The organism is Roseicitreum antarcticum (assembly GCF_014681765.1).
Taxonomy (GTDB): Bacteria; Pseudomonadota; Alphaproteobacteria; order Rhodobacterales; family Rhodobacteraceae; genus Roseicitreum; species Roseicitreum antarcticum.
Genome location: NZ_CP061498.1, coordinates 1,104,888 through 1,124,712 on the forward strand (window position 1 = coordinate 1,104,888; position 19,825 = coordinate 1,124,712).

General features: G+C 63.4%; 23 protein-coding genes, 1 tRNA gene and 1 pseudogene. 19 read left to right on the top strand and 6 right to left on the bottom strand.

Annotated elements, in window-relative coordinates:
• Nucleotides 1-51 precede the first annotated feature (51 nt).
• The gene (gene msrB / locus H9529_RS05320; protein WP_092891728.1) at nucleotides 52-450 is read left to right on the top strand and encodes a peptide-methionine (R)-S-oxide reductase MsrB; all 399 of its coding nucleotides are present in this window, start codon (nucleotides 52-54) and stop codon (nucleotides 448-450) included.
• 216 nt (nucleotides 451-666) lie between these two features.
• Here msrB and H9529_RS05325 read toward each other — a convergent pair whose 3' ends face one another.
• Nucleotides 667-1,128, bottom strand: a complete 462-nt coding sequence (locus tag H9529_RS05325) for an outer membrane protein assembly factor BamE (protein WP_092891730.1) — start codon at nucleotides 1,126-1,128, stop codon at nucleotides 667-669.
• 201 nt (nucleotides 1,129-1,329) lie between these two features.
• Between H9529_RS05325 and H9529_RS05330 the strand changes: the two genes are divergently transcribed.
• From H9529_RS05330 to H9529_RS05365, 8 genes are all read left to right on the top strand, one after another.
• The gene (locus H9529_RS05330; RefSeq protein ID WP_092891732.1) at nucleotides 1,330-1,965 is read left to right on the top strand and encodes a YceD family protein; all 636 of its coding nucleotides are present in this window, start codon (nucleotides 1,330-1,332) and stop codon (nucleotides 1,963-1,965) included.
• 277 nt (nucleotides 1,966-2,242) lie between these two features.
• Nucleotides 2,243-2,449, top strand: a complete 207-nt coding sequence (rpmF, locus tag H9529_RS05335; protein WP_092891734.1) for a 50S ribosomal protein L32 — start codon at nucleotides 2,243-2,245, stop codon at nucleotides 2,447-2,449.
• A 33-nt stretch (nucleotides 2,450-2,482) separates the two neighbouring features.
• On the top strand, nucleotides 2,483-3,601 hold the full coding sequence (gene plsX, locus H9529_RS05340) for a phosphate acyltransferase PlsX (RefSeq protein WP_092891736.1): 1,119 nt from the start codon (nucleotides 2,483-2,485) through the stop codon (nucleotides 3,599-3,601).
• Nucleotides 3,602-3,624: 23 nt separating this feature from the next.
• Entirely contained in the window at nucleotides 3,625-4,599 is a 975-nt protein-coding gene (locus tag H9529_RS05345; protein ID WP_092891753.1) for a beta-ketoacyl-ACP synthase III, read from the top strand.
• A gap of 147 nt (nucleotides 4,600-4,746) precedes the next feature.
• A complete protein-coding gene (gene ihfA, locus H9529_RS05350) occupies nucleotides 4,747-5,049 on the top strand; it encodes an integration host factor subunit alpha (RefSeq protein WP_092891738.1) in 303 nt (100 codons plus the stop codon).
• Nucleotides 5,050-5,052: 3 nt separating this feature from the next.
• Complete coding sequence (locus H9529_RS05355; protein ID WP_092891739.1) at nucleotides 5,053-6,159, top strand: MerR family transcriptional regulator; 1,107 nt, start codon at nucleotides 5,053-5,055, stop codon at nucleotides 6,157-6,159.
• Nucleotides 6,160-6,484: 325 nt separating this feature from the next.
• Nucleotides 6,485-6,561: transfer RNA gene (locus H9529_RS05360), tRNA-Pro, on the top strand.
• Between the two features lie 321 nt (nucleotides 6,562-6,882).
• On the top strand, nucleotides 6,883-7,980 hold the full coding sequence (locus H9529_RS05365) for a 2'-deoxycytidine 5'-triphosphate deaminase (RefSeq protein WP_092891741.1): 1,098 nt from the start codon (nucleotides 6,883-6,885) through the stop codon (nucleotides 7,978-7,980).
• A 226-nt stretch (nucleotides 7,981-8,206) separates the two neighbouring features.
• Here H9529_RS05365 and H9529_RS05370 read toward each other — a convergent pair whose 3' ends face one another.
• Entirely contained in the window at nucleotides 8,207-8,710 is a 504-nt protein-coding gene (locus tag H9529_RS05370) for a hypothetical protein (protein ID WP_092891743.1), read from the bottom strand.
• A 473-nt stretch (nucleotides 8,711-9,183) separates the two neighbouring features.
• Between H9529_RS05370 and H9529_RS05375 the strand changes: the two are divergent.
• The 5 genes and pseudogenes from H9529_RS05375 (at nucleotide 9,184) to phnE (H9529_RS05395) (ending at nucleotide 13,944) form a co-directional block, all read left to right on the top strand.
• Nucleotides 9,184-10,378 (top strand): annotated as a pseudogene (locus H9529_RS05375) (IS256 family transposase).
• Between the two features lie 98 nt (nucleotides 10,379-10,476).
• Nucleotides 10,477-11,427 (top strand): phosphate/phosphite/phosphonate ABC transporter substrate-binding protein, encoded by a 951-nt coding sequence (gene phnD / locus H9529_RS05380; protein WP_092890646.1) that lies wholly within the window; start codon nucleotides 10,477-10,479, stop codon nucleotides 11,425-11,427.
• Between the two features lie 83 nt (nucleotides 11,428-11,510).
• Entirely contained in the window at nucleotides 11,511-12,338 is an 828-nt protein-coding gene (phnC, locus tag H9529_RS05385; RefSeq protein ID WP_092890649.1) for a phosphonate ABC transporter ATP-binding protein, read from the top strand.
• Complete coding sequence (gene phnE / locus H9529_RS05390; protein WP_092890652.1) at nucleotides 12,335-13,141, top strand: phosphonate ABC transporter, permease protein PhnE; 807 nt, start codon at nucleotides 12,335-12,337, stop codon at nucleotides 13,139-13,141. The genes phnC and phnE (H9529_RS05390) overlap by 4 nt, the downstream gene beginning before the upstream one ends.
• A 59-nt stretch (nucleotides 13,142-13,200) precedes the next feature.
• Nucleotides 13,201-13,944, top strand: coding sequence for a phosphonate ABC transporter, permease protein PhnE (gene phnE / locus H9529_RS05395; RefSeq protein WP_397544899.1), 744 nt, complete (start codon nucleotides 13,201-13,203; stop codon nucleotides 13,942-13,944).
• Between the two features lie 101 nt (nucleotides 13,945-14,045).
• Here the strand turns inward: phnE (H9529_RS05395) and H9529_RS05400 are convergent, their stop codons facing one another.
• The 3 genes from H9529_RS05400 to H9529_RS05410 all read right to left on the bottom strand — a co-directional run bounded on the left by H9529_RS05400 (nucleotide 14,046) and on the right by H9529_RS05410 (nucleotide 15,941).
• On the bottom strand, nucleotides 14,046-15,128 hold the full coding sequence (locus H9529_RS05400) for a 5-(carboxyamino)imidazole ribonucleotide synthase (protein WP_092890655.1): 1,083 nt from the start codon (nucleotides 15,126-15,128) through the stop codon (nucleotides 14,046-14,048).
• Nucleotides 15,121-15,609 carry a 5-(carboxyamino)imidazole ribonucleotide mutase gene (gene purE, locus H9529_RS05405; RefSeq protein ID WP_092890658.1) on the bottom strand — a complete coding sequence of 163 codons (489 nt, stop codon included), beginning with the start codon at nucleotides 15,607-15,609 and terminating at the stop codon, nucleotides 15,121-15,123. The genes H9529_RS05400 and purE overlap by 8 nt, the downstream gene beginning before the upstream one ends.
• 113 nt (nucleotides 15,610-15,722) lie before the next feature.
• A complete protein-coding gene (locus H9529_RS05410) occupies nucleotides 15,723-15,941 on the bottom strand; it encodes a YdcH family protein (RefSeq protein WP_092890661.1) in 219 nt (72 codons plus the stop codon).
• A gap of 208 nt (nucleotides 15,942-16,149) precedes the next feature.
• On the opposite strand from H9529_RS05410, the gene H9529_RS05415 reads away from it, so the two are divergent.
• Nucleotides 16,150-16,563 (top strand): Hsp20 family protein, encoded by a 414-nt coding sequence (locus tag H9529_RS05415; RefSeq protein ID WP_092890664.1) that lies wholly within the window; start codon nucleotides 16,150-16,152, stop codon nucleotides 16,561-16,563.
• 67 nt (nucleotides 16,564-16,630) lie between these two features.
• Nucleotides 16,631-16,861, top strand: coding sequence for a DUF1150 family protein (locus H9529_RS05420; RefSeq protein ID WP_092890667.1), 231 nt, complete (start codon nucleotides 16,631-16,633; stop codon nucleotides 16,859-16,861).
• 329 nt (nucleotides 16,862-17,190) lie between these two features.
• On the opposite strand, the gene H9529_RS05425 is transcribed toward H9529_RS05420, so the two are convergent.
• Nucleotides 17,191-17,766: a retropepsin-like aspartic protease family protein gene (locus H9529_RS05425; RefSeq protein ID WP_092890669.1), complete on the bottom strand. Its 576-nt coding sequence runs from the start codon at nucleotides 17,764-17,766 to the stop codon at nucleotides 17,191-17,193.
• 446 nt (nucleotides 17,767-18,212) lie between these two features.
• On the opposite strand from H9529_RS05425, the gene H9529_RS05430 reads away from it, so the two are divergent.
• The 3 genes from H9529_RS05430 (at nucleotide 18,213) to H9529_RS05440 (ending at nucleotide 19,774) form a co-directional block, all read left to right on the top strand.
• Entirely contained in the window at nucleotides 18,213-19,043 is an 831-nt protein-coding gene (locus tag H9529_RS05430; protein WP_176847177.1) for an urease accessory protein UreD, read from the top strand.
• Nucleotides 19,040-19,342, top strand: a complete 303-nt coding sequence (locus H9529_RS05435; RefSeq protein ID WP_092890675.1) for an urease subunit gamma — start codon at nucleotides 19,040-19,042, stop codon at nucleotides 19,340-19,342. Before H9529_RS05430 ends, H9529_RS05435 begins: the two co-directional genes overlap by 4 nt.
• A 126-nt stretch (nucleotides 19,343-19,468) precedes the next feature.
• A complete protein-coding gene (locus H9529_RS05440; RefSeq protein WP_092891086.1) occupies nucleotides 19,469-19,774 on the top strand; it encodes an urease subunit beta in 306 nt (101 codons plus the stop codon).
• Nucleotides 19,775-19,825: the final 51 nt, after the last annotated feature.

A 19,825-nucleotide genomic window follows, 5' to 3' on the forward strand; every position in this document is an offset into this window, starting at 1 on the left:
TTACCGTGCCCTAACTTTGTAACAGATACATCAACTTCGAGGAACCCAGCCATGACCCAGACAATCGAGAAGACCGAAGCCGAGTGGCAGGTCCAGCTTTCACCGCTGGCCTTCAAGGTGACGCGCAAACACGGCACCGAACCGGCGTTCAGCCATGACGATTTCCCCAAAGATCCCGGCACGTTCGCCTGCATCTGCTGCGGCGCACCGTTGTTTTCTCAGGCGGAAAAGTTTGACAGCGGCACCGGCTGGCCATCGTTCTGGGCGCCGCTGGATGAGGAAGCGGTCGGCACGTCCGAGGGTCGCAAGTTCTTCATGCGCCGGACCGAGGTGCATTGCGCCCGCTGCACCGCGCATCTGGGCCATGTCTTCCCCGACGGCCCCGCACCAACCGGGCTGCGGTACTGCATGAACGGCGTCGCGATGGAATTCGTGCCGGAAGATCAGTGAGATGCATGCCGGGCACGGCACGCGGCCACGCGCTGCGTCATAGGCCGTGCCCGGGCGCAAACGTCGCGCTGGCCAATCCCCGGCAAAGGCCGTCGCCGGCCCGATGTCTCACTGGGGTTGCCAGTTCGCCCTGCGAGGGCGCACGCTTGGGATAGGCTTGGCCCCGGCTCAGACTGGACCTAGCTCAGAATGGCCCAGACCAACGCCGAACAGCGATCATTCACCAAAGCTGCCGGGGGCAACGCCGCCGATATTGCCAAGCAGTTGTTTCAGCAGCGTAATCCCGCCAGGCCCGGTCGAGGTAACGCGGCGCGACAAGGTGACGACCTCGCCCCGCTCCTGCCCGAAACGCTCGACATTGCTGACCCGGTCCTGCGCGTCAAAGCTGATGGCGACGACCTGACGATCCACCTCGATTGGCGCGCGCCATTGGTCTTGGCGCCAGTCGCTCTGAACATAATACCAGCCGCTGCCGCTCATCACGCCGCCCATACCGGGGCTACCCAGCTTTTCGGCGACGGTTTCGCGCGTGTCCTGACCAACGACGACCTCGGCCAGTTGCGCGTCATCGGGGGCATACCCATGATAGCGCATCACCGGATCGCAGGCGGCAAGGAACAGCAATGCCGCTGCGGGGATCATCAGCGCCTTGCGCATTACCGTGGTCAGTTTTGTCATCCCGCCCTCTTGCCTCGCACTGTCCGGCATCTTATCCCTTTGTGGGACAGGCACCTTGGGCGTGGTGGCCCGGCAACGCCCGGCCACGACCCCGGCGGTGCGCCGCGTATCTGACCAAAGGCTTACAGAAGGAATGCGGCCTGTTCAAGAAAGGAACGCATGCCCTTCGCGCCCATATCGTTGCCCGAAAGGCCCGCTCTCATGTCCGAACCGACCCGCCCCGCCCCCGTAACCTTTGCGCACCCGCTGCGCGTATCGGGACTGGCGGCGCGCAAAGCGACGCAATTCACGCTGGAACCAGACACAATGGTGCGCGCCGCGATTGCCGAAGATATCGGCATCTTGCGGCTGCGCAAGTTGCGCTTCACCGGGGCGATCACGCCTGCTGGGCGCAGCGACTGGCTGCTGGAGGGGGAGTTGGGCGCGACCGTGGTGCAGGAATGCGGCGTGACGCTGGCCCCCGTGACAACCCGCATCGACCTGCCCGTCCGACGTACCTATGTCGCCCAGATGCCAGAGCCTGAGGGCGATGAGGTAGAGATCCCACATGACGACACGCTAGAGCCGCTGGGTCCGGTGATCGATCCCGCTGCCGTCGCGCTGGAGGCGCTGATCCTGGCGCTGCCGATGTATCCGCGCGCCGAAAATCTGGTGGACGGGCTGGAGAACGCAGGCGAAACCGGCACCGAATCCACCGGGGTCGAGGCCGCGCCCCCCGGCAAACCACCGCTGACCGACGCTGCGGTGAAGCCCTTCGCAGGGCTGGCTGGCCTGCGCGACAAGCTGGCGGGCCAAGAGCCCGGGCAAAAAACCGGACGCGAAACCGATGAGGAATAGCGCCGCCCATCAGGCAAGCCTACCGCCTGCAGCGTAGGCCGTTGCCCCCACGCGCCCTGCGCCAACGCCCCCACGCGCCCTGCGCCAATGGGAATCGCCTTGCGTGCCCAAAAAATCTGGCTATGTTCCACGCTTCTTGCGAAACAGGGCTTGGATGATACGCCGCTCCGGTGTAAGGCCGTGCCTGAAACAACTATTGCTAATGTTTTCGACACTTCCAGGGCAGCGCCGCCTCCATGGTCTGCCCCTCACACGAACTTGACACCTGAGGTTGACCATGGCCGTCCAACAGAACCGAGTTACCCGATCCCGCCGTAACATGCGCCGCTCGCATGATGCTCTGGTGGCGGGTAACCCCAACGAATGCACCAATTGTGGTGAGCTGAAACGCCCGCACCACGTCTGCCCGTCCTGCGGCCATTACGCCGACCGCGAAGTCGTCGCGCAGGCTACGGATGTCGATCTGGAAGACGACGCGGCATAAGTGCCGCGTTCCCCAGAACCAGACCCTGACACCATGACCCAGCATTCTGAGAGCCGAGCGCCGACAGAGAACAGGGTTACGCTGTCAGTTGATGCGATGGGGGGCGACAGCGGGCCTGCGGCAGTCGTCGAAGGCTGTGCCAAATCCGCCGAGAAGAACGCTGAAATTGCCTTTATCCTCCACGGGGATGAGGGCGTTTTGCATGGGCTCGTGGCCCAATACCCCGGGCTGACCGGGCGCTGCACGATTCGCAATGCGTCTGGTGTCGTCACGATGCATGAGAAACCCAGTGCGGTGCTGCGCAACGGCAAGGACACCTCCATGTGGTCGTGCATTGAGGCGGTGCGTGCCGGCGAGGCGACTGTGGCCGTGTCTTGCGGCAATACGGGCGCGCTGATGGCGGTGTCGATGATCCGGCTGCGCAAGCTGCCCGGCGTGGCGAGACCCGCGATTGCCTGCCTCTGGCCCTCGCGCGGGCGGCACGGTTTCAGCACGATGCTGGACGTGGGCGCTGATGTGAAGGCTGACCCCGACGACCTGCTGCAATATGCGCTGATGGGTGCCGCCTATTTCCGCAATGGTTTCGGTGAACAACGCCCCCGTGTCGGCCTGTTGAATGTCGGCACCGAGGAGAACAAGGGCCGCACCGAATACAAGGCCGCCTATGACCTGATCGAGGCTGCCGCCGAACTTGGGCGCTATGAATTCGTGGGTTTTGTCGAAGGCGGCGACATTCCCACCGACCGTGTGGATGTGGTGGTCACCGATGGGTTCACCGGTAATATCGCGCTGAAGACGGGTGAAGGCACGGCCTCGCTGATCCGCGACTTCCTGCGCGAGGAATTGAAACGCGGCTGGCTGTCGCAACTGGGCGCCCTGTTGGCCATGCAGGCGCTGAAACGCCTGCAAAAGCGCATAGACCCGCGCCGCGTCAATGGCGGGGTGTTCCTGGGACTGAACGGCACAGTCGTAAAATCCCACGGCTCGGCCGATGCAACGGGCGTATCAGCCGCAATCAAGCTGGCGTTCCAGCTGGCGCAATCAGGCTTTACCGAACGGATGGCCCATCGCCTCGCCTCGGTCGCCGAAGGCCGCGCGCAAGCCGCCGCAGAAGCGGCGCAGACGAAACCGGAAGGACAGACCGCGCCATGACCCAACCAGTGATGCGCGGGGCAATGATGCGCCGGGCCGTTGTCATCGGCACCGGGCATTATCTGCCCGAACGCGTTGTACCAAACGAAGAATTCACCGCGACGCTGGACACTTCGGATGAGTGGATCCGTTCGCGCTCTGGCATCGAGCGGCGGCATTTCGCGGCAGAGGGTCAGACGACATCCGACCTCGCCACCGCGGCCGCCCGGGCCGCGTTGCTGAACGCCGGGATCGAGGCTGATAGCATCGACGCGATTATCGTCGCCACCTCTACCCCCGATTTCACCTTTCCCGCCGTCGCCACCATGGTACAGGCGCAAATCGGCATGACGCGCGGTTTTGCGTTCGACGTGCAGGCGGTATGCGCAGGGTTCATCTATGCGCTGGCCAATGCCAACGGCATGATCCTGTCGGGCCAGGCGGACCGCGTGCTGGTCATCGGGGCCGAGACATTCTCGCGCATCATGGACTGGACCGACCGGGGCACCTGCGTGCTGTTCGGTGACGGCGCAGGCGCGCTGATCCTGGAGGCGCAAGAGGGAACGGGCGCGTCCTCCGACCGGGGTATCCTGTCCTCTGACCTCAATTCCGACGGACGCTACCGCGACCTTTTGCACGTGGACGGCGGTGTATCGAGCACCGGCACGGTCGGACATTTGCGCATGCAGGGCCGCGAGGTTTTCCGCCATGCTGTTGAGAAACTGGCACAAACCGCGACTCACGCGCTGGACCGCGCCGGACTTACCACCGATGATGTCGACTGGATCGTGCCGCATCAGGCCAATCTGCGCATCATCCGGGGGACTGCGCAAAAGATCGGCGTGGGCATGGACCGCGTCGTGGTGACGGTACAAGACCACGGCAACACCTCGGCCGCGTCGATCCCGCTGGCCCTTTCGGTCGCCGATGCGCAGGGGCGTTTCAGCCCCGGGCAGGTCATCGTGACCGAGGCGATCGGCGGCGGGTTGGCGTGGGGCGCGGTCGTGCTGCGCTGGTAGACGCTGTCTGACGCATGACGGTATTATGAAAGCCCAGCCAGTCGGCAAAGCTGCGCCGAATATCCCGTCTGAAAGCTGCTTTCCAAGCCATTGATATTGACTCGGAAATTGGTTTGACCCATCGTTTGAAAAAATTGCGGGGATATAATGGGCGAAAAAACTTTAACAAGAATGGATTTGTCCGAAGCTGTTTTTCGGGAAGTCGGATTGTCGCGAAACGAATCTGCGCAACTGGTCGAAAGCGTGCTGGAGCATGTTTCCAACGCGCTGGCCGCAGGCGAACAGGTGAAGATTTCGTCTTTCGGGACGTTCAATGTGCGCGATAAGACCGCACGCATTGGCCGCAACCCCAAGACCGGGGAAGAGGTCCCGATCAGCCCACGCCGGGTGTTGTCGTTCCGGCCCTCGCATATCATGAAGGATCGTGTAGCGCGCGGTAACAAAGGCTAAGTAATGGATAAGGCTCCCGAGGCATTCCGCACAATCAGCGAAGTTGCCGAGGCATTGCAGACCCCCGCGCATGTGCTGCGGTTTTGGGAAAGCAAGTTCACGCAGGTGCGCCCGGTGAAGCGGGCGGGCGGGCGGCGGTATTACCGCCCCACCGATATGGACCTGCTCTATGGCATCCGCAGCCTGCTGCATGATCAGGGCATGACCATTCGTGGCGTGCAGAAAATGCTGCAGGAACATGGCGTTGGCCACGTCGCCGCCATTGGCCGCAGCACCCAGCCCGAAGGCGCGATCAACGGCACGGTAGGCGATGTCTCGGCCCGGCGTCCCAACCGTGGCGCGCCCATCGCGGGGCAGGATGACGCGACTGACACCGATGCGATGGGGACGCAAACCCTGCGAGACCGCGCCGCAGGCCGATCGGATACAGGCGCACCACAACATCATGTACGACCGCCGCTCTCGCCGGCAGCGGCGGCAGACGCGGAATCGACGACAGCCCCGAAGTCATCAGATCAGGCACCGCCGGCCCAGACGCCGCCAGACGAAACCGCGCGCCCCCAGGCATCTGGCTTGCCGGTTGATGCGCCAGGCGATATGGGCGCCGATGCGAACGGCGAGACCGCAGATGCGCCTGTGGCGTCAGGTGCCGACGCCGCAGCCCCAGAAGGCCCGCCGTTGGCCGACAACATTGTGGACCTGCGCCGCCTTGCGCCCGTAAGGGGCGACGACTCGTCAGGACGCGGTGCCGGTGGCGGCACGCCCGGCCCCGTCGAAGCCCCCCGACCGGCGACATCCGATCGCGCGCAGCAAGGTACGCCGACCGCACGCCCGGGCCGCCCTCCGGGGCCGCCGTCTGCACCCGCGCCCCCATCAGCGCAGCGACGGCCCGGAACGCAGGATGCCGCAGGTGGCGGCACCGACGAGACAGCCCACGAAGATCCCGCTGCAGCGATGGCCGAGGGCGCAGCCCACAGCCTTGCCGTGCGTCTGCGTGAGATGCAGCCGCAGGACCTCGCCCCGGTACGCCCCGAGGTCGTCGCCCTGACCGTGCGGTTGGATCGGCAATTGGAACTGATGGCCGCACGGAGCGGTATGGCGCGCCCTTGAGAAGGCTGTCTTGAGAAAGCTGTAGCGCAACGGCACCGAATGGTTTCACACATCATCGACAGTTGAAATCAACGGCATCTGACTGCAGCGCGAGACCGTGAAGGGACGTGGCAGGCCCTCGGGGCTCTGCCCGCCGCGACGCGACAATCGGGGCAAGGGCAAGGGTCTGCAACCCTTGGCGGGTCTATCCGGGACGCGGGAACGCCATGTGCGCCCCCTCGGTACCCCGCCCCACCTGAACGCTTTTTCCGGCGGGGAAAAGCAGGCAGAAAGGCAATATTCTCCCTTGCCCCCGGCGTCAGATCAGGTAGATACGGGCTCATGTCGGGCTATAGCGCAGTCTGGTAGCGCGTCCGTCTGGGGGACGGAAGGTCGCAGGTTCAAGTCCTGCTAGCCCGACCATATCACACAGCCCGCAACAGTCTGTCTGTTGCGGGCTGTTTGCGTTTACGGACTGCGGGCGATTGTGGCGCAGAATCTGTGCGGACCCCGGCCCACCCTTGCTGGCAGCGACTTCCCCCATGCGGCTCCCGGAATGACCAGCGCGCAGAACGCCCGCGCCACCCCAATAACGTCCCCCCGCCTTGCCCCTTGCGCACGTCGCACCCCGTGAGGCCGTCTCTACCGGCCCTGGCGGGCGCTTTCTGCTGTGAACGGGATTGTTTTGCCGGTAGTTTCGCGTGTATCCGAGGCAGATACGTTTGCAACGACCGGATGGCTGACATGACGAATCCTGCCGACGCCCCCGGCGTGCTGCCCGCCCAGACCCTGCGCGACATGGCAGCGCGTGGCGTCATCACCGCCAGCCCCGCCGTGGTGCCCGAACAGATTCAGCCCGCCAGCCTGGACCTGCGGCTGGGCACGCGCGCCTACCGGGTACGCGCCTCTTTCCTGACCGGCAAGGGCGCGTCGGTCGCCGACCGGCTGGCGGAATTCGGCATGCACAGCATGGACCTTACCGGCGGCGCCGTATTGGAAAAGGGTTGTGTCTATGTCGTGCCGCTGTGTGAGGGACTGGCCCTGCCCGAGGCGGTTCAGGCGGTGGCGAATGCAAAGTCCTCGACCGGGCGGCTGGACCTGCTGACCCGGGTCATCACCGACGGCGGGGTCGAATTCGACCGCATACCGCCGGGCTACTGCGGCCCGCTGTTCGCCGAGATCTGCCCGAGGTCGTTTTCGGTGCTGGTTCGGCCCGGCATGCGGCTGAACCAAATCCGCTTTCGCATCGGTGATGCACGGCTGTCGGATGCCGAGTTGCTGGCACTTCATGGGGCTGAGCGATTGGTCAGCGGTGCGGCACATTTCGACGATGGACTGGGATTCTCGGTCGATCTGCGCCCCGAGGGCCAGAATACGCGGGTCGGCTACCGCGCCAAGCCGCATACTGGCGTGATTGATCTGGACCGGATCAGCGCCTATGCCGCGCGCGATTTCTGGGAAGAGCTGCACAGCGACACCGGGCAGATCATCCTGGACCCCGGCGCGTTCTACATTCTTGTCAGCCGTGAGGCCGTGCATATCCCCCCCGATTACGCCGCCGAGATGGCCCCCTATCTGGCCATGGTTGGGGAATTTCGGGTGCATTACGCGGGCTTCTTCGACCCCGGCTTCGGGCATGACAGCGCGGGTGGCGCGGGATCGCGTGGGGTGCTGGAAGTGCGCTGCCACGAGGCCCCCTTCGTGTTGGAACATGGCCAGCGCGTCGGGCGGCTGATCTATGAGCGGATGCAGGCCCGCCCCGAAACGCTTTATGGTGCGGGAATCGCGTCGAATTATCAGGGCCAGGGGCTGAAGCTGTCGAAGCACTTCCGCGCCGGTTAGGCCATCAGGCCCTTCAGGCACGGCCCGTATGGCATCGACGGCATCAGCCGCTCGGAGCCAACGCGCTTTTGCGGCGGTCATTTACGCGGTTCATGCGCGGCGGGCATTGCTGCCAGCATTGTGGCCGCACGCCTTGTACCCCGGCGCTTTTGCTTGGGAAGAACCGCCTTCCACTGCCCGGCGGCAAGTGCATCGACCGTTTCCGCTATCGGCGCAGATCAGGGTGTCATGGCGCTACCTGCCGCAGCACGTTGCTGCCGCGCTGCGTGATCTGCACCGCACAGGCGTCGGGCACCGGGGCAAACAGGCGGTCGGTCAGGCGCGTGCGGGCCTCGTCCGTGACGGCACGGGACGGGCAACTGGGCAGCGGGACGATCTGATAGCCCCGGTCACGCATGCATTGCACCTGCACCTCGCCGCGCAGGTCTTCATTCACATCCACGCTATAGGCGTCGCCGCCCTGCCACTCACCGCCGGTGGTGGTACATTGCGTCTGGGTGCCGATCTGCTGGCAAGTGGTCTGAACGGGGGTGTAGATGACCGGGGTACGGCGCGTCTGGATGTTGGGCACGATGCGCTGAGTCGCCTCAACCTCGCATTGCAGGGAGTCGCGGTCATGCTGGGCAAGGGTGGTATCCGCGCGGTAGGCATAGTCGATGGTACGCGGCCCGCAGGACGACAAGGCGAAAGCCGTGCCCAGAAGCGCCAGAACCCCGAAATTTCTGATCATCGTGTATCCCCTACCCGCGTGATTGCACCGGCCTGCCTGAGCTACGCCGAATCAACGCTGCACCTTCATCACGATGTTACCGTATGCGCGGCAGAATTGCAGTGGGCTTCGCGGGGTTGGCGGGTGCCGGGGAAGTTTGCGCCCGTGACCCGGGCGCTGGTGTAGAGCGGCCAGGGTGATCTGAGGAGACGCCTTGGCCCTGCAACCACGCGCCCATACCGCCAGAATGAAGGCCGCAGAACGCAGGACCGCTTGTCACCGCGAACAGCGCACGCGAAGCCGGCGCAGACCGCCAAGACCGACGCCAAGGAAATTATGACATTTTCGTAAAAAGAATCGCCCAAATGATGATTAATGTCGCATAACATTCACGAATGCGTTGCGAACGCGTCACATGACCCCCGTAAACGGAGAGTGTCCGATCTTCTGTGTAACTGGGATCTGGTCCATGCTTCCTGAGAGGAGCAAGGACGATGACGATTTCCAAGGAACTGCTGGACGAACTTCTGAAGGGCTGCGAGCGGCCTGAAGATTTGCTTGGCAATAACGGCTTGATGAAAGAGCTGAAGATCAAGCTGATGGAGCGGATGCTGGGCGCCGAACTGACCGCGCACCTGGGCTATGAGGACGGCAAGGAGGCGCCGCCCGATCAGGTTAACCGCCGCAACGGCTCATCCGCCAAGAGACTAAAAGGCCAAGACGGCGACTGCCGATTGCCGTGCCGCGTGACCGGGACGGCAGCTTTCGAGCCTGAACTGGTGAAGAAGGGCCAGACCCGATCGATGGATGGACGACAGATCCATCGGCTCACGCCGCCGGTCTGACGGTGCGTGATATCCGCGCCCATCTCGGACGTCTTGGCCTTCAGGTCTCGCCTGACCTGATCAGCCGCGTCACCGACGCCGTGCTGGACGAGGTCCGGGAATGGCAGTCCGGGCGCTGGACCGAATGTATCCTCGTCATTTTCGACGCGCTCCGGTGAAGATCCGCGATGCTGAGCCGCATGGTGAAGAACAAGGCCCGTGTATGTTGCCCGGGCGTCTCACGGGACGGTGTTCGCGAGTTCTGGCCTGTGGATTGCCGAGAACGAAGGGGCCAAATTCTGGCTGTCGGGATGAACGAATCAAGAACCGGGGTTTCCAGGATATCCTGATTGCCGTCGTGGATGGCCTCAAAGGCTTCCCGAAGCGATCACCGCCGCCTTTCCCGATGCCACAGTCCAGACGTGCATCGTTCATCTGGTGCGCCATTCCCTGAATTCTGCGCTGGAAGGATCGCAAGGCAGTCGCCGCCGATCTGCGCCTGATTTACGGCGCTCCAACCGCCGATCAGGCTGCCGCCGAACTGGATGCTTTCGAGGAAAAATGGGCCGAGAAATACGCCTCCATCGCTCCGGCATGGCGGCGGGCATGGCAGGAGGTGATCCCGTTCTTTGCCTTCGATCCGGCGATCCGCAAGATCATCTACACCACGAACGCCATCGAAAGCCTGAACCGTGTGATCCGCAAATCGATCAAGACCCGTGGTTCGTTCCCGACCGAGGAGGCTGCGACCAAGCTGATCTATCTGGCGATCCGCAATTTCGAGAAAGGTGGGCGGAATGTCCGGGAATGGTTTGCGGCCCGAAACCAATTCGCTATCATGTTCGACGAACGCTTCAACGCGTGACTGTATCTGAAACCCGCATGGACCGGGCCAGATACACAGAGTTCATGACACTCCCCGTAAACGGACCACATCCGTAATGCGACCCAACTTAGGAGCCTATGATGAATTTCCGCATGCTCGCGACCGCCTCCGCTGCCGCCCTGATGGTGATGCAGACGCAGGCTTTTGCCCTGGACGACCGCTATACCGATGCTGACGGTGACATGATTGCCGACATCCCGAGCGATGAATCGCAGTGGGTCGACCCCTCGGCATTGATCTTCGCGTATACCCCAGTCGAAGATCCCGCCGTTTATGCCGAAGTCTGGGCACCGTTCCTGGAGCATATGTCGGAAGTGACCGGCAAGGACGTTCAGTTCTTCCCCGTGCAGTCGAACGCCGCACAGATCGAAGCCATGCGCGCAGGCCGCCTGCATGTTTCGGGCTTCAACACCGGGTCCAACCCACTGGCCGTGGCCTGTGCAGGCTTCCGCCCGTTTGCGATGATGGCCCGTGAAGACGGTTCGTTCGGCTATGAGATGGAATTCATCACCTATCCCGGATCGGGCATCACCTCGCCCGAAGACATCGAAGGCCGCACCATGGCTTTCACCTCGGAAACCTCGAACTCGGGTTTCAAGGCACCTTCGGCGCTGCTGGCGGCAAGCTTTGGCCTGACCTCGGGCGAAAACTTCACCCCGGCATTTTCGGGCTCGCATGACAACTCGATCCTGGGCGTGGCGAACCAGGATTACGAAGTCGCGGCAATCGCAAACTCGGTCCGCAAGCGGATGGAAGCGCGCGACGTGATCACCCCCGACCAGATCGAGATTTTCTACACCTCGGACACTTTCCCGACCACAGGCTACGGCGTGGCCCATAACCTGCACCCCGACCTTCAGGAAAAGATCGGCGAAGCATTCTTCAGCTTCGACTGGACCGGCACCACGATGGAAACCGAATTCCAGAATTCAGGCGAGGCACAGTTCATCCCGATCACCTACCAGGAATACTGGTCCGTGATCCGTGAGATCGACGCCGCAATGGGTGTGGAATACACCTGCAACTGAGCGCTGACATTTCGGCAATGAATATGCAGGCGGGGCGCTGGCCCCGCCTGCTTTCATGACTTCAAACCGCGGAGCGACCAGCCATGCTGAGTGTCCAGAAGCTTACAAAAACTTATAAGACCGGCGACAAGGCATTGACCGATGTCAGCTTTGACGTGGCCAAGGGGCAGGTGGTCGGCCTGATCGGCCCTTCCGGCGCAGGCAAATCCACCCTGATCCGCTGCATCAACCGGCTGGTCGAACCCTCCAGCGGCAAGGTGCTGCTGAACGACACCGATCTGGTGAAGCTGGGCACCGGCGATCTGCGCCGCGCCCGCCGCCGCATCGGCATGATCTTTCAGGAATACGCGCTGGTCGAACGGCTGACAGTGATGGAGAACGTGCTGTCCGGGCGTCTGGGCTATGTCTCTTTCTGGCGGTCGTTCACGCGCAAGTTTCCCGGCGCGGACATCGCCAAGGCGTATCGCCTGCTGGACCGCGTGGGCCTGTCGGCGCATGTGGACAAACGCGCCGATGCGCTGTCGGGTGGCCAACGGCAGCGGGTGGGCATTGCCCGCGCGCTGGAGCAAGACCCCGAACTGTTGCTGATCGACGAACCCACGGCCAGCCTCGACCCCAAGACCAGCCGCCAGATCATGCGTCTGATCGTGGAAATCTGCCGCGAGCAGGAATTGCCAGCGATCATCAATATCCATGACGTGGTGCTGGCCCAACAATTCACCGACCGCATTATCGGCCTGCAAGCCGGGAAAGTGGTGTTCGACGGCCCGCCCTCGGGCCTGACCGAGGACGTGCTGACCCAGATCTACGGCGCCGAGGATTGGACCGCCATGCGCAAGGGCAATGCCGAGGATGAGGCCGCGCAGGCCGAAGCCGAAGCAGAGGCTACCAAAATGTTGCGTGCGCTATGACTCAAGCCGATTTCCCCACCACCTGGCGCCGCCCGCCGCAACTGATCAAGACGCGGCAATGGCGCATCATCCTGACCATCAGCGTCATGGTGTACCTGTTTCTCGCCATCAGCTCGGTCGAGATTGACTGGCAGCGGATGCTCATCGGGGTCGAGCGCGGTCAACGTTTTGTCGCGGGCTTCCTGCAACCCGATTTCACGTCGCGCTGGCGCGACATCTCAGCCGGGCTGATCGAAAGCCTGACGATGACCTTCACCTCGACCATCGTGGGGATCATCATTTCGGTCCCCATCGGCATCGGGGCGGCGCGCAACCTGGCACCGCGCTGGATCTACATGATCTGCCGGGGAATCATCGCCACCAGCCGCGCCTTGCAAGAAATCATCGTGGCGATCTTCTTCGTGGCGCTCTTTGGCTTCGGGGCCTTCGCGGGTTTCTTGACGCTGGCCTTCGCCACCATCGGCTTCATCGGCAAGCTGCTGGCCGAGGATATTGAGGATATCGACGAGGCGCAGGCCGAAGCGATCCGCGCCACCGGCGGCAGTTGGCTGCAACTGGTGAACTATGCGGTGCAGCCGCAGGTCATGCCGCGCCTGATCGGGCTGTCGCTCTACCGGTTCGACATCAACTTCCGCGAATCTGCCGTGATCGGCATTGTGGGCGCAGGCGGGATCGGTGCCACGCTGAACACTTCGTTGTCGCGCTACGAATATGACAGCGCGGGCGCGATCCTGATCATCATCATCGGCATTGTCATGCTGTCCGAATACCTGTCGGGCCATCTGCGGAGGTTTGTGAATTGACCGTATCGGATACAAACGTCTGGCGGCACCGCACGCCGCGCACGCAGTTGGGCATGTTCATGTTCTGGCTGATCATCGTGGCGCTGTTCGTGTTTTGCTGGAACATGATGACGGAACGCACCATGTGGGTGTTCGTCTATGACGCGCCCACTGCGGCGGCCGATCTGGCCAGCCGCGCCTGGCCGCCGCGGTGGTCCTACATGAGCCAGCTTTGGGCACCGCTGTGGGATACGATCAACATCGCCACGCTTGGCACGCTTCTGGGGATCATCATGGCGGTGCCGCTGGCCTTTCTGGCGGCCAGCAACACCACACCGTCACGGCTGATCCTGCGGCCCTTCGCGCTGTTTTGCATTGTGGCGACTCGGTCGATCAACTCGCTCATCTGGGCGCTTTTGCTGGTGTCGATCCTGGGGCCGGGGCTGTTGGCGGGAATATTGGCCATCGCCTTCAGATCCATCGGGTTTATCGGCAAGCTGCTGTACGAGGCGATCGAAGAAACCGATATCAACCAGGTCGAGGCGATCACCGCCACCGGCGCGTCGCAGGGCCAGATCCTGAACTACGGGATCGTGCCGCAGGTCATGCCCGCGTTCTATGGCATCAGCGTCTTTCGCTGGGACATCAATATCCGCGAAAGCGCCATTCTGGGCCTTGTCGGCGCGGGCGGCATCGGGGCGCAGTTGCAGGCCAGCCTGAACGTGCTGGCCTGGCCGCAGGTGCTGCTGATCATCCTGGTGATCCTGGCCACCGTGGTGTTGAGCGAGTGGGTTTCGGCCAAGGTACGCCACGCGATCATCTGAGAAGAAGCACAATTGCGCCCGGCCCTCCTGATCCGATCAGGAGGGCCGGCTGCGTTTTGAAGCGAGGAAGTTGCAGGGGGGCTGGCGGCGTTACGCGGGGCTTACCCCTTCGCGGCGACGATCCGGTTGGCATGGCCCATCTTGCGACCTGCGCGGCGTTCGGGCTTGCCGTAAAGGTGCAGCGCCACATTGGCCTCGCGCGCCAGCGCTGGAACCCGGTCCATGTCGTCGCCAATCAGGTTTTCCATCACGACATCGGCATAGCGCCCGCCGTCGCCCAGCGGCCAGCCCGCCACGGCGCGGATATGCTGTTCAAACTGATCCACCGCGCAGCCATTCTGCGTCCAGTGGCCCGAATTATGGACGCGCGGCGCGATCTCATTCACGATCAGCCCACGCGACGTAACGAACAGCTCCACCCCCATGACGCCGACATAGTCCAGCGCATTGGCGATGCGGCCCGCAAGGATCACCGCATCGGTGCGCTGCGCCGTGCTCAGCCGCGCGGGCACCGTCGTGGTGCGCAGGATGCCGCCATCATGCACATTCTCGCCCGGGTCATAGCACGCGACTTCGCCGTTCAGCCCCCGCGCCACGATCACCGACACCTCATGGCTGAATGAGATAAACCCCTCCAGCACTGCGGGCGCGTCCGCCATCGCGGCCCACGCATCCGGGGCATCCGCGGCATCCATGATCCGCGCCTGCCCCTTGCCGTCATAACCCATGCGGCGGGTTTTCAAGATGCCCGGCGCGGGGATGCTGTCCAATGCGGCATTCAGGTCATCGAGGCTGTTCACCGGGGCAAAAGGCGCAACGCTGAGGCCAAGGCCGTGCAAAAACTCCTTCTCGGTCACTCTGTCCTGGCTGACCGCCAGCGCAAGGCGGCCCGGGCGGATGGGGCGCAGGGGGTCGAGCAGGTCCAGCGTGGCGGTCGGGATATTCTCGAATTCATACGTAATCACGTCCACGGCGGCGGCAAAGGCGCGCAGCGCGACGGTGTCATCCCATGCCGCCGTGGTGACCTTCGCCGCCACCTCCCCCGCCGGGGGCTGGGGGCTCGGGTCGTAGATGTGCGCGCGCAGACCCAGCCGACTGGCCGCAACCGACAGCATCCGGCCCAGTTGCCCGCCGCCCAGGATGCCGATGGTGGCACCCGTCTGCAGGGGAGTTGCTTCAGTCATCGACAGGCTCCTCGGGGATCGAGGCTGACAGGTCAGCGCGCCACTGGTCCAGCCTTGCGGCAAGCGCGGGGTCATTCAGCGCCAGAATTCCGGCGGCCATCAGCCCGGCATTGGCCGCCCCCGCCGCCCCGATCGCCATGGTCGCCACCGGAAAGCCGCGCGGCATTTGCAAAATGGAATACAGGCTGTCCACACCAGAAAGCGCGCGGGTCTGCACTGGCACACCGATCACTGGCACGCGGGTTTTTGACGCCATCATGCCAGGCAGATGCGCCGCACCGCCCGCGCCCGCAATGATGACCTGAAGGCCGCGTTCGACCGCCGTCTTGCCATACTCCCACAGCCTGTCCGGCGTGCGATGGGCCGACACGATCCGGGTCTCATACGCCACGCCAAGCGCATCAAGCATTTGCGCCGCCTCGGTCATGGTGGGCCAGTCCGACTGACTGCCCATGATGATGCCGACCTTGATCGCTGTCATACTATCCCCGCCCCCGTTTGCGCTGCACCGTTTTGCGGTTTTCTATACTGCGGCGCCTTGCGGGTGCAATGGTGCGGCAGAGCAATTGGCTCCCATGGGGCAGGCACCCCGCACTACGCGATGATATCGGGCGTCAACTCATCCTCGATCCGGGCAATTGCATCTTTCAACGCCAGCTTTTGCTTCTTCAGCCGCTTGATCGCCAACTGATCGGCGGAATCCTTTAGCTGAAGGGCTGCGATCGCATCGTCCAGATCCCGGTGCTGGCGGCGCAGCACTTCCAGCTTCACACGCAATACCTCAATGTGGTTCAGTTCCATCGGGGCATTCATTCCGGGGCGACTCGCTTATCGGGGACGGGGGTTCAGACTACCCGGTTTGGTCGCAAACGCAAAGCCCCGGTGGCGGCAATCGGGCACCCGGCGGCACCGGGCCCAAAGGCAAGTCTTGCATGCCGCGCCCTGCCCCCCATATAATATTGCAGGGTCGCCCGAAGCGGGGCCCGTCGCAACGTCGCTTACAGCTAAAAGGGCTTGCCACATGACGAAACTCGGCTTTCCATCCCACCCCATGCTGCTGGGTTTTGACCAGTTGGAGCGGTTATTGGAGCGGACGACCCGCGCCGCACCCGACGGCTATCCGCCGTTCAACATCGAACAATGCGACGCAAATTCCTATCGTATCACGCTGGCGGTAGCTGGGTTTGACGAATCCGATTTGGCGATTACCATAGAAGAGAGCCAATTGATGGTACGCGGTCAGCACCCCACCCCGGATGAAAGCCGGGTTTTCTTGCACAGGGGCATCGCCGCGCGGCAATTCCAACGCGGTTTCGCGCTCGGCGAAGGTGTAGAGGTCGCACGGGCCGCACTGTCCGACGGATTGCTGCATATCGACCTGACGCGCGCGATCCCCGAAACGGTGGTGAAAACCATCCCGATCACCCGCGCCTGACGGGTTCACGGAAGTCCGGCGGGCCATGATCGGCCGCCCGGGTTCACAGATGAAAGAGAGGCTGAGCATGGATTCCAAAGCAACAGCGAATGACGCAACCGCCAAAGACCCCACGGTCTACATCCGCCCGGTAGACGTGGCTGATCTGCCCGATGAGGTGCAGGAACAACTGGGCACGGCGGGCCGCATCTATGCCCTTCACGATACCGATGGAGAGCGTTTGGCGCTGGTCGGCGACCGCACGCTGGCCTTCGTGCTGGCCCGTCAGAACGATTTCGCGCCGGTCAGCGTGCATTGAACTGACAACGTGCTCCGGACCCAAAAGCTGTGATTTCAACAAATACAGGGGCGGCACCGCCCGCCTCTGCGACGTGAAGCGCCAGAATCTGAGTGAAAACGCCATGGCGCATGCAGATCAGACTTGGCTGCTACCGCAGGTGAACGTTGCAGTAAGCTGCCGTCCGCCGACGGGATAATATCTCCAAATCGTCGGCGCATAAACGCGGGTTGCGGCGTTCAGGCCCAATCAGGCCAGCAATCGGCAATATGGTGGATCTGGCGGTTTTGCCATAGGCCTATCCCGCGCTTGCATCAGCAGCCCAATGGCATGCGCGGGGTCCCACCGCCTCAGCGCGACAAGATCAGTCGATTACCCGCGATCTCGATCCGGGCGAAGCGTTGCAGATAGCCCATGCCCAGCAGCGACTCGCGCATTTCCCCCTCATTCACCACGGCGCTGACGCGACGATCCTCAAACGGGCCGACAACCACATGATCCAGCGTCACCCGGGCCAACCCGACCTCGCCATTCGCAGTGCGCGCCCGGCCCAGATAGGCCAGCCGGTCGGGGTTGAGGCCGACGCGTTGCGCGTCTTGTTGGCTCAGCACCAGATCGGTCGCGCCGGTATCGACCACAAACCGCACCTCGGCATCATTGATCATCACCGGCAAATAGAAATGGCCATCGGGGGCGCGCCGCACCTCGATCTGGCCACCATCGGTAGCGACCGAGAGCTGGCTGGTGGGGCGCATGTCTTGCCACAGGCCATAGCCCGCGACAGCGCCGACAAAGATTAGCCCCCAAAGGGCGGCCAGCCGCACCACCTGCCCCATCCGGTCGCGATGCGCGATCAAGAAGTAGCCACCGATCGCTGCGATCAGCAGCAACAGGAAGATGACCCTGGGCAGATTGTCCAAAACCATGTGGATGTCCTTTCGTGCGCCATCTTCTTATGTAGGGCCGCCGTGCCGCGCTGTCAGTAGCCGCGCACAGAGTTTTGCACAGCAGGGTCGGCCTGCCCCCGCGTGCCGCGCACCAAACCTGTGTGCGGCAGGGCAAAGCCCCCAGGCGGGACCACACCAACCGATGCGCCATGCCCGTCCAATTTCTGCGCGTCCGCGTCAAATTTTGCACAATATTTCATCAAATCCGCGCCGTCGCGCATGTCGCGCGCGCCGCCGCCACACGAAACGCTTTATTCGACCGCAGCTTGCCAGATAAACACACAAATATGGAAACACGCTTGCACACCCCGCCCCGGGTCCAACCTCCGGCCGCGCCAGCGGCGATGGCACAGCTCAGCACAATCAAACCTGCCGATACCGAGGCGGTCCCCCACAAAACGAGCCCGGCCAAACCCGGGCCTGCAATGCAGCGCGCGCGCGGACATGGGGCGATTGTCATGGGCTGTGACGCCGGGCGTCCGCAACTGCGCGACCTGATGCAGCGCGGCTGCGCCAAGGTGCTGCTGCCCCGGCGCAGCGGCAGTGCTGCACCCGAGGCCGTGTTCATCAATACCTCGGGCGGGCTGACGGGCGGCGATGTGATCGACTGGCAGGCCAGTGTCGAAGATGGCGCGCGCCTGACCTGCACCACGCAGGCGGCGGAACGGGTCTACAAAAGCCACTCGGGCCATGCGCAGGTCGCAACCCATCTGACCATTGGTGCAGGCGCGGTCTTGGACTGGCTGCCGCAAGAAACCATCCTTTTCGATCAGGCAGCAATCTCGCGGCGGTTGACCGTCGACATGGCGGCAGATGCGACGTTGACCTTGTGCGAAATGGTGGTGCTGGGTCGCGGGGCAATGGGCGAAGTCGCGATCTCGGGCCATCTGACCGACACGCGCCATATCACCCGCGACGGGCGGGTGATTGTGCTTGACACCACGCGCGCCATGTTGCCCCTTTTGAACGGGCCGGGACGGGCGCTGCTGAGTGGCGCGCAGGCCATGGCCACGGTGATCTATGTCGCCCCCGATGCTGAAACCCGCCCCGCCCCCTTGCCACAGCGCGAAGGGGTCGAGGTTGGCAAATCGGCATGGGACGGCAAGATGATCGTGCGGTTTCTGGCCCATCGCCCCGAGGCATTGCGCAGTGCGCTGACCCGCTTTCTGTCCGACCTGCGCGGGGTCTCGCTGCCCCGCGTCTGGGCCACTGATATGCACTTGTCCGATCTGCCCCTTAACGAGAAGCCGACATGAACCTGACCCCTCGCGAAAAAGACAAATTGCTGATCAGCCTTGCCGCGATTGTCGCGCGCAACCGGCTGGAGCGTGGCGTGAAACTCAACCACCCCGAGGTGATCGCGCTGGTCACCGACTACGTGGTCGAAGGCGCACGCGACGGTCGCCGTGTCGCCGATCTGATGTCGGCGGCGGGCAAGTTGATCCGGCGCGAGCAATGTATGGAGGGCATCGCCGAAATGATCCCCGACATTCAGGTCGAGGCAACATTTCCCGACGGCACCAAGCTGGTCACGGTGCATGAGCCGGTGCGTTGAAGCAATCCGCTGACCCGGCCCGCAGGCGCTGACAGATGATCCGCATCCCCGCAAGGAAGGCAACGACATGATCCATGCCCCAACTCAGAACCGCCGCCACATGGTGCGCTCATGACCGCCCAAAAGATGATCCCGGGCGAGGTTATTCCCGCCGAAGGACACCTGACGCTGAATGCGGGTGCCAAGGCCACGCGGATCACGGTCGCCAATACCGGCGACCGTCCCGTGCAGGTCGGCTCGCACTATCATTTCGCCGAGGCCAACCCCGCCCTGGACTTCGACCGCGCTGCCGCGCGCGGCCAGCGCCTCGACATCGCCGCCGGGACCGCTGTGCGCTTTGAACCCGGCCAGACCCGCGATGTGCAACTCGTGCCCTACGGTGGCGACCGGCGCGTGTTTGGCTTCAATCAAGATGTGATGGGGCCGCTTTAGGGCCAGACGCGCCCCGGCGCCACCTATACCCTGTCCTCTGCCCCCTGCCCG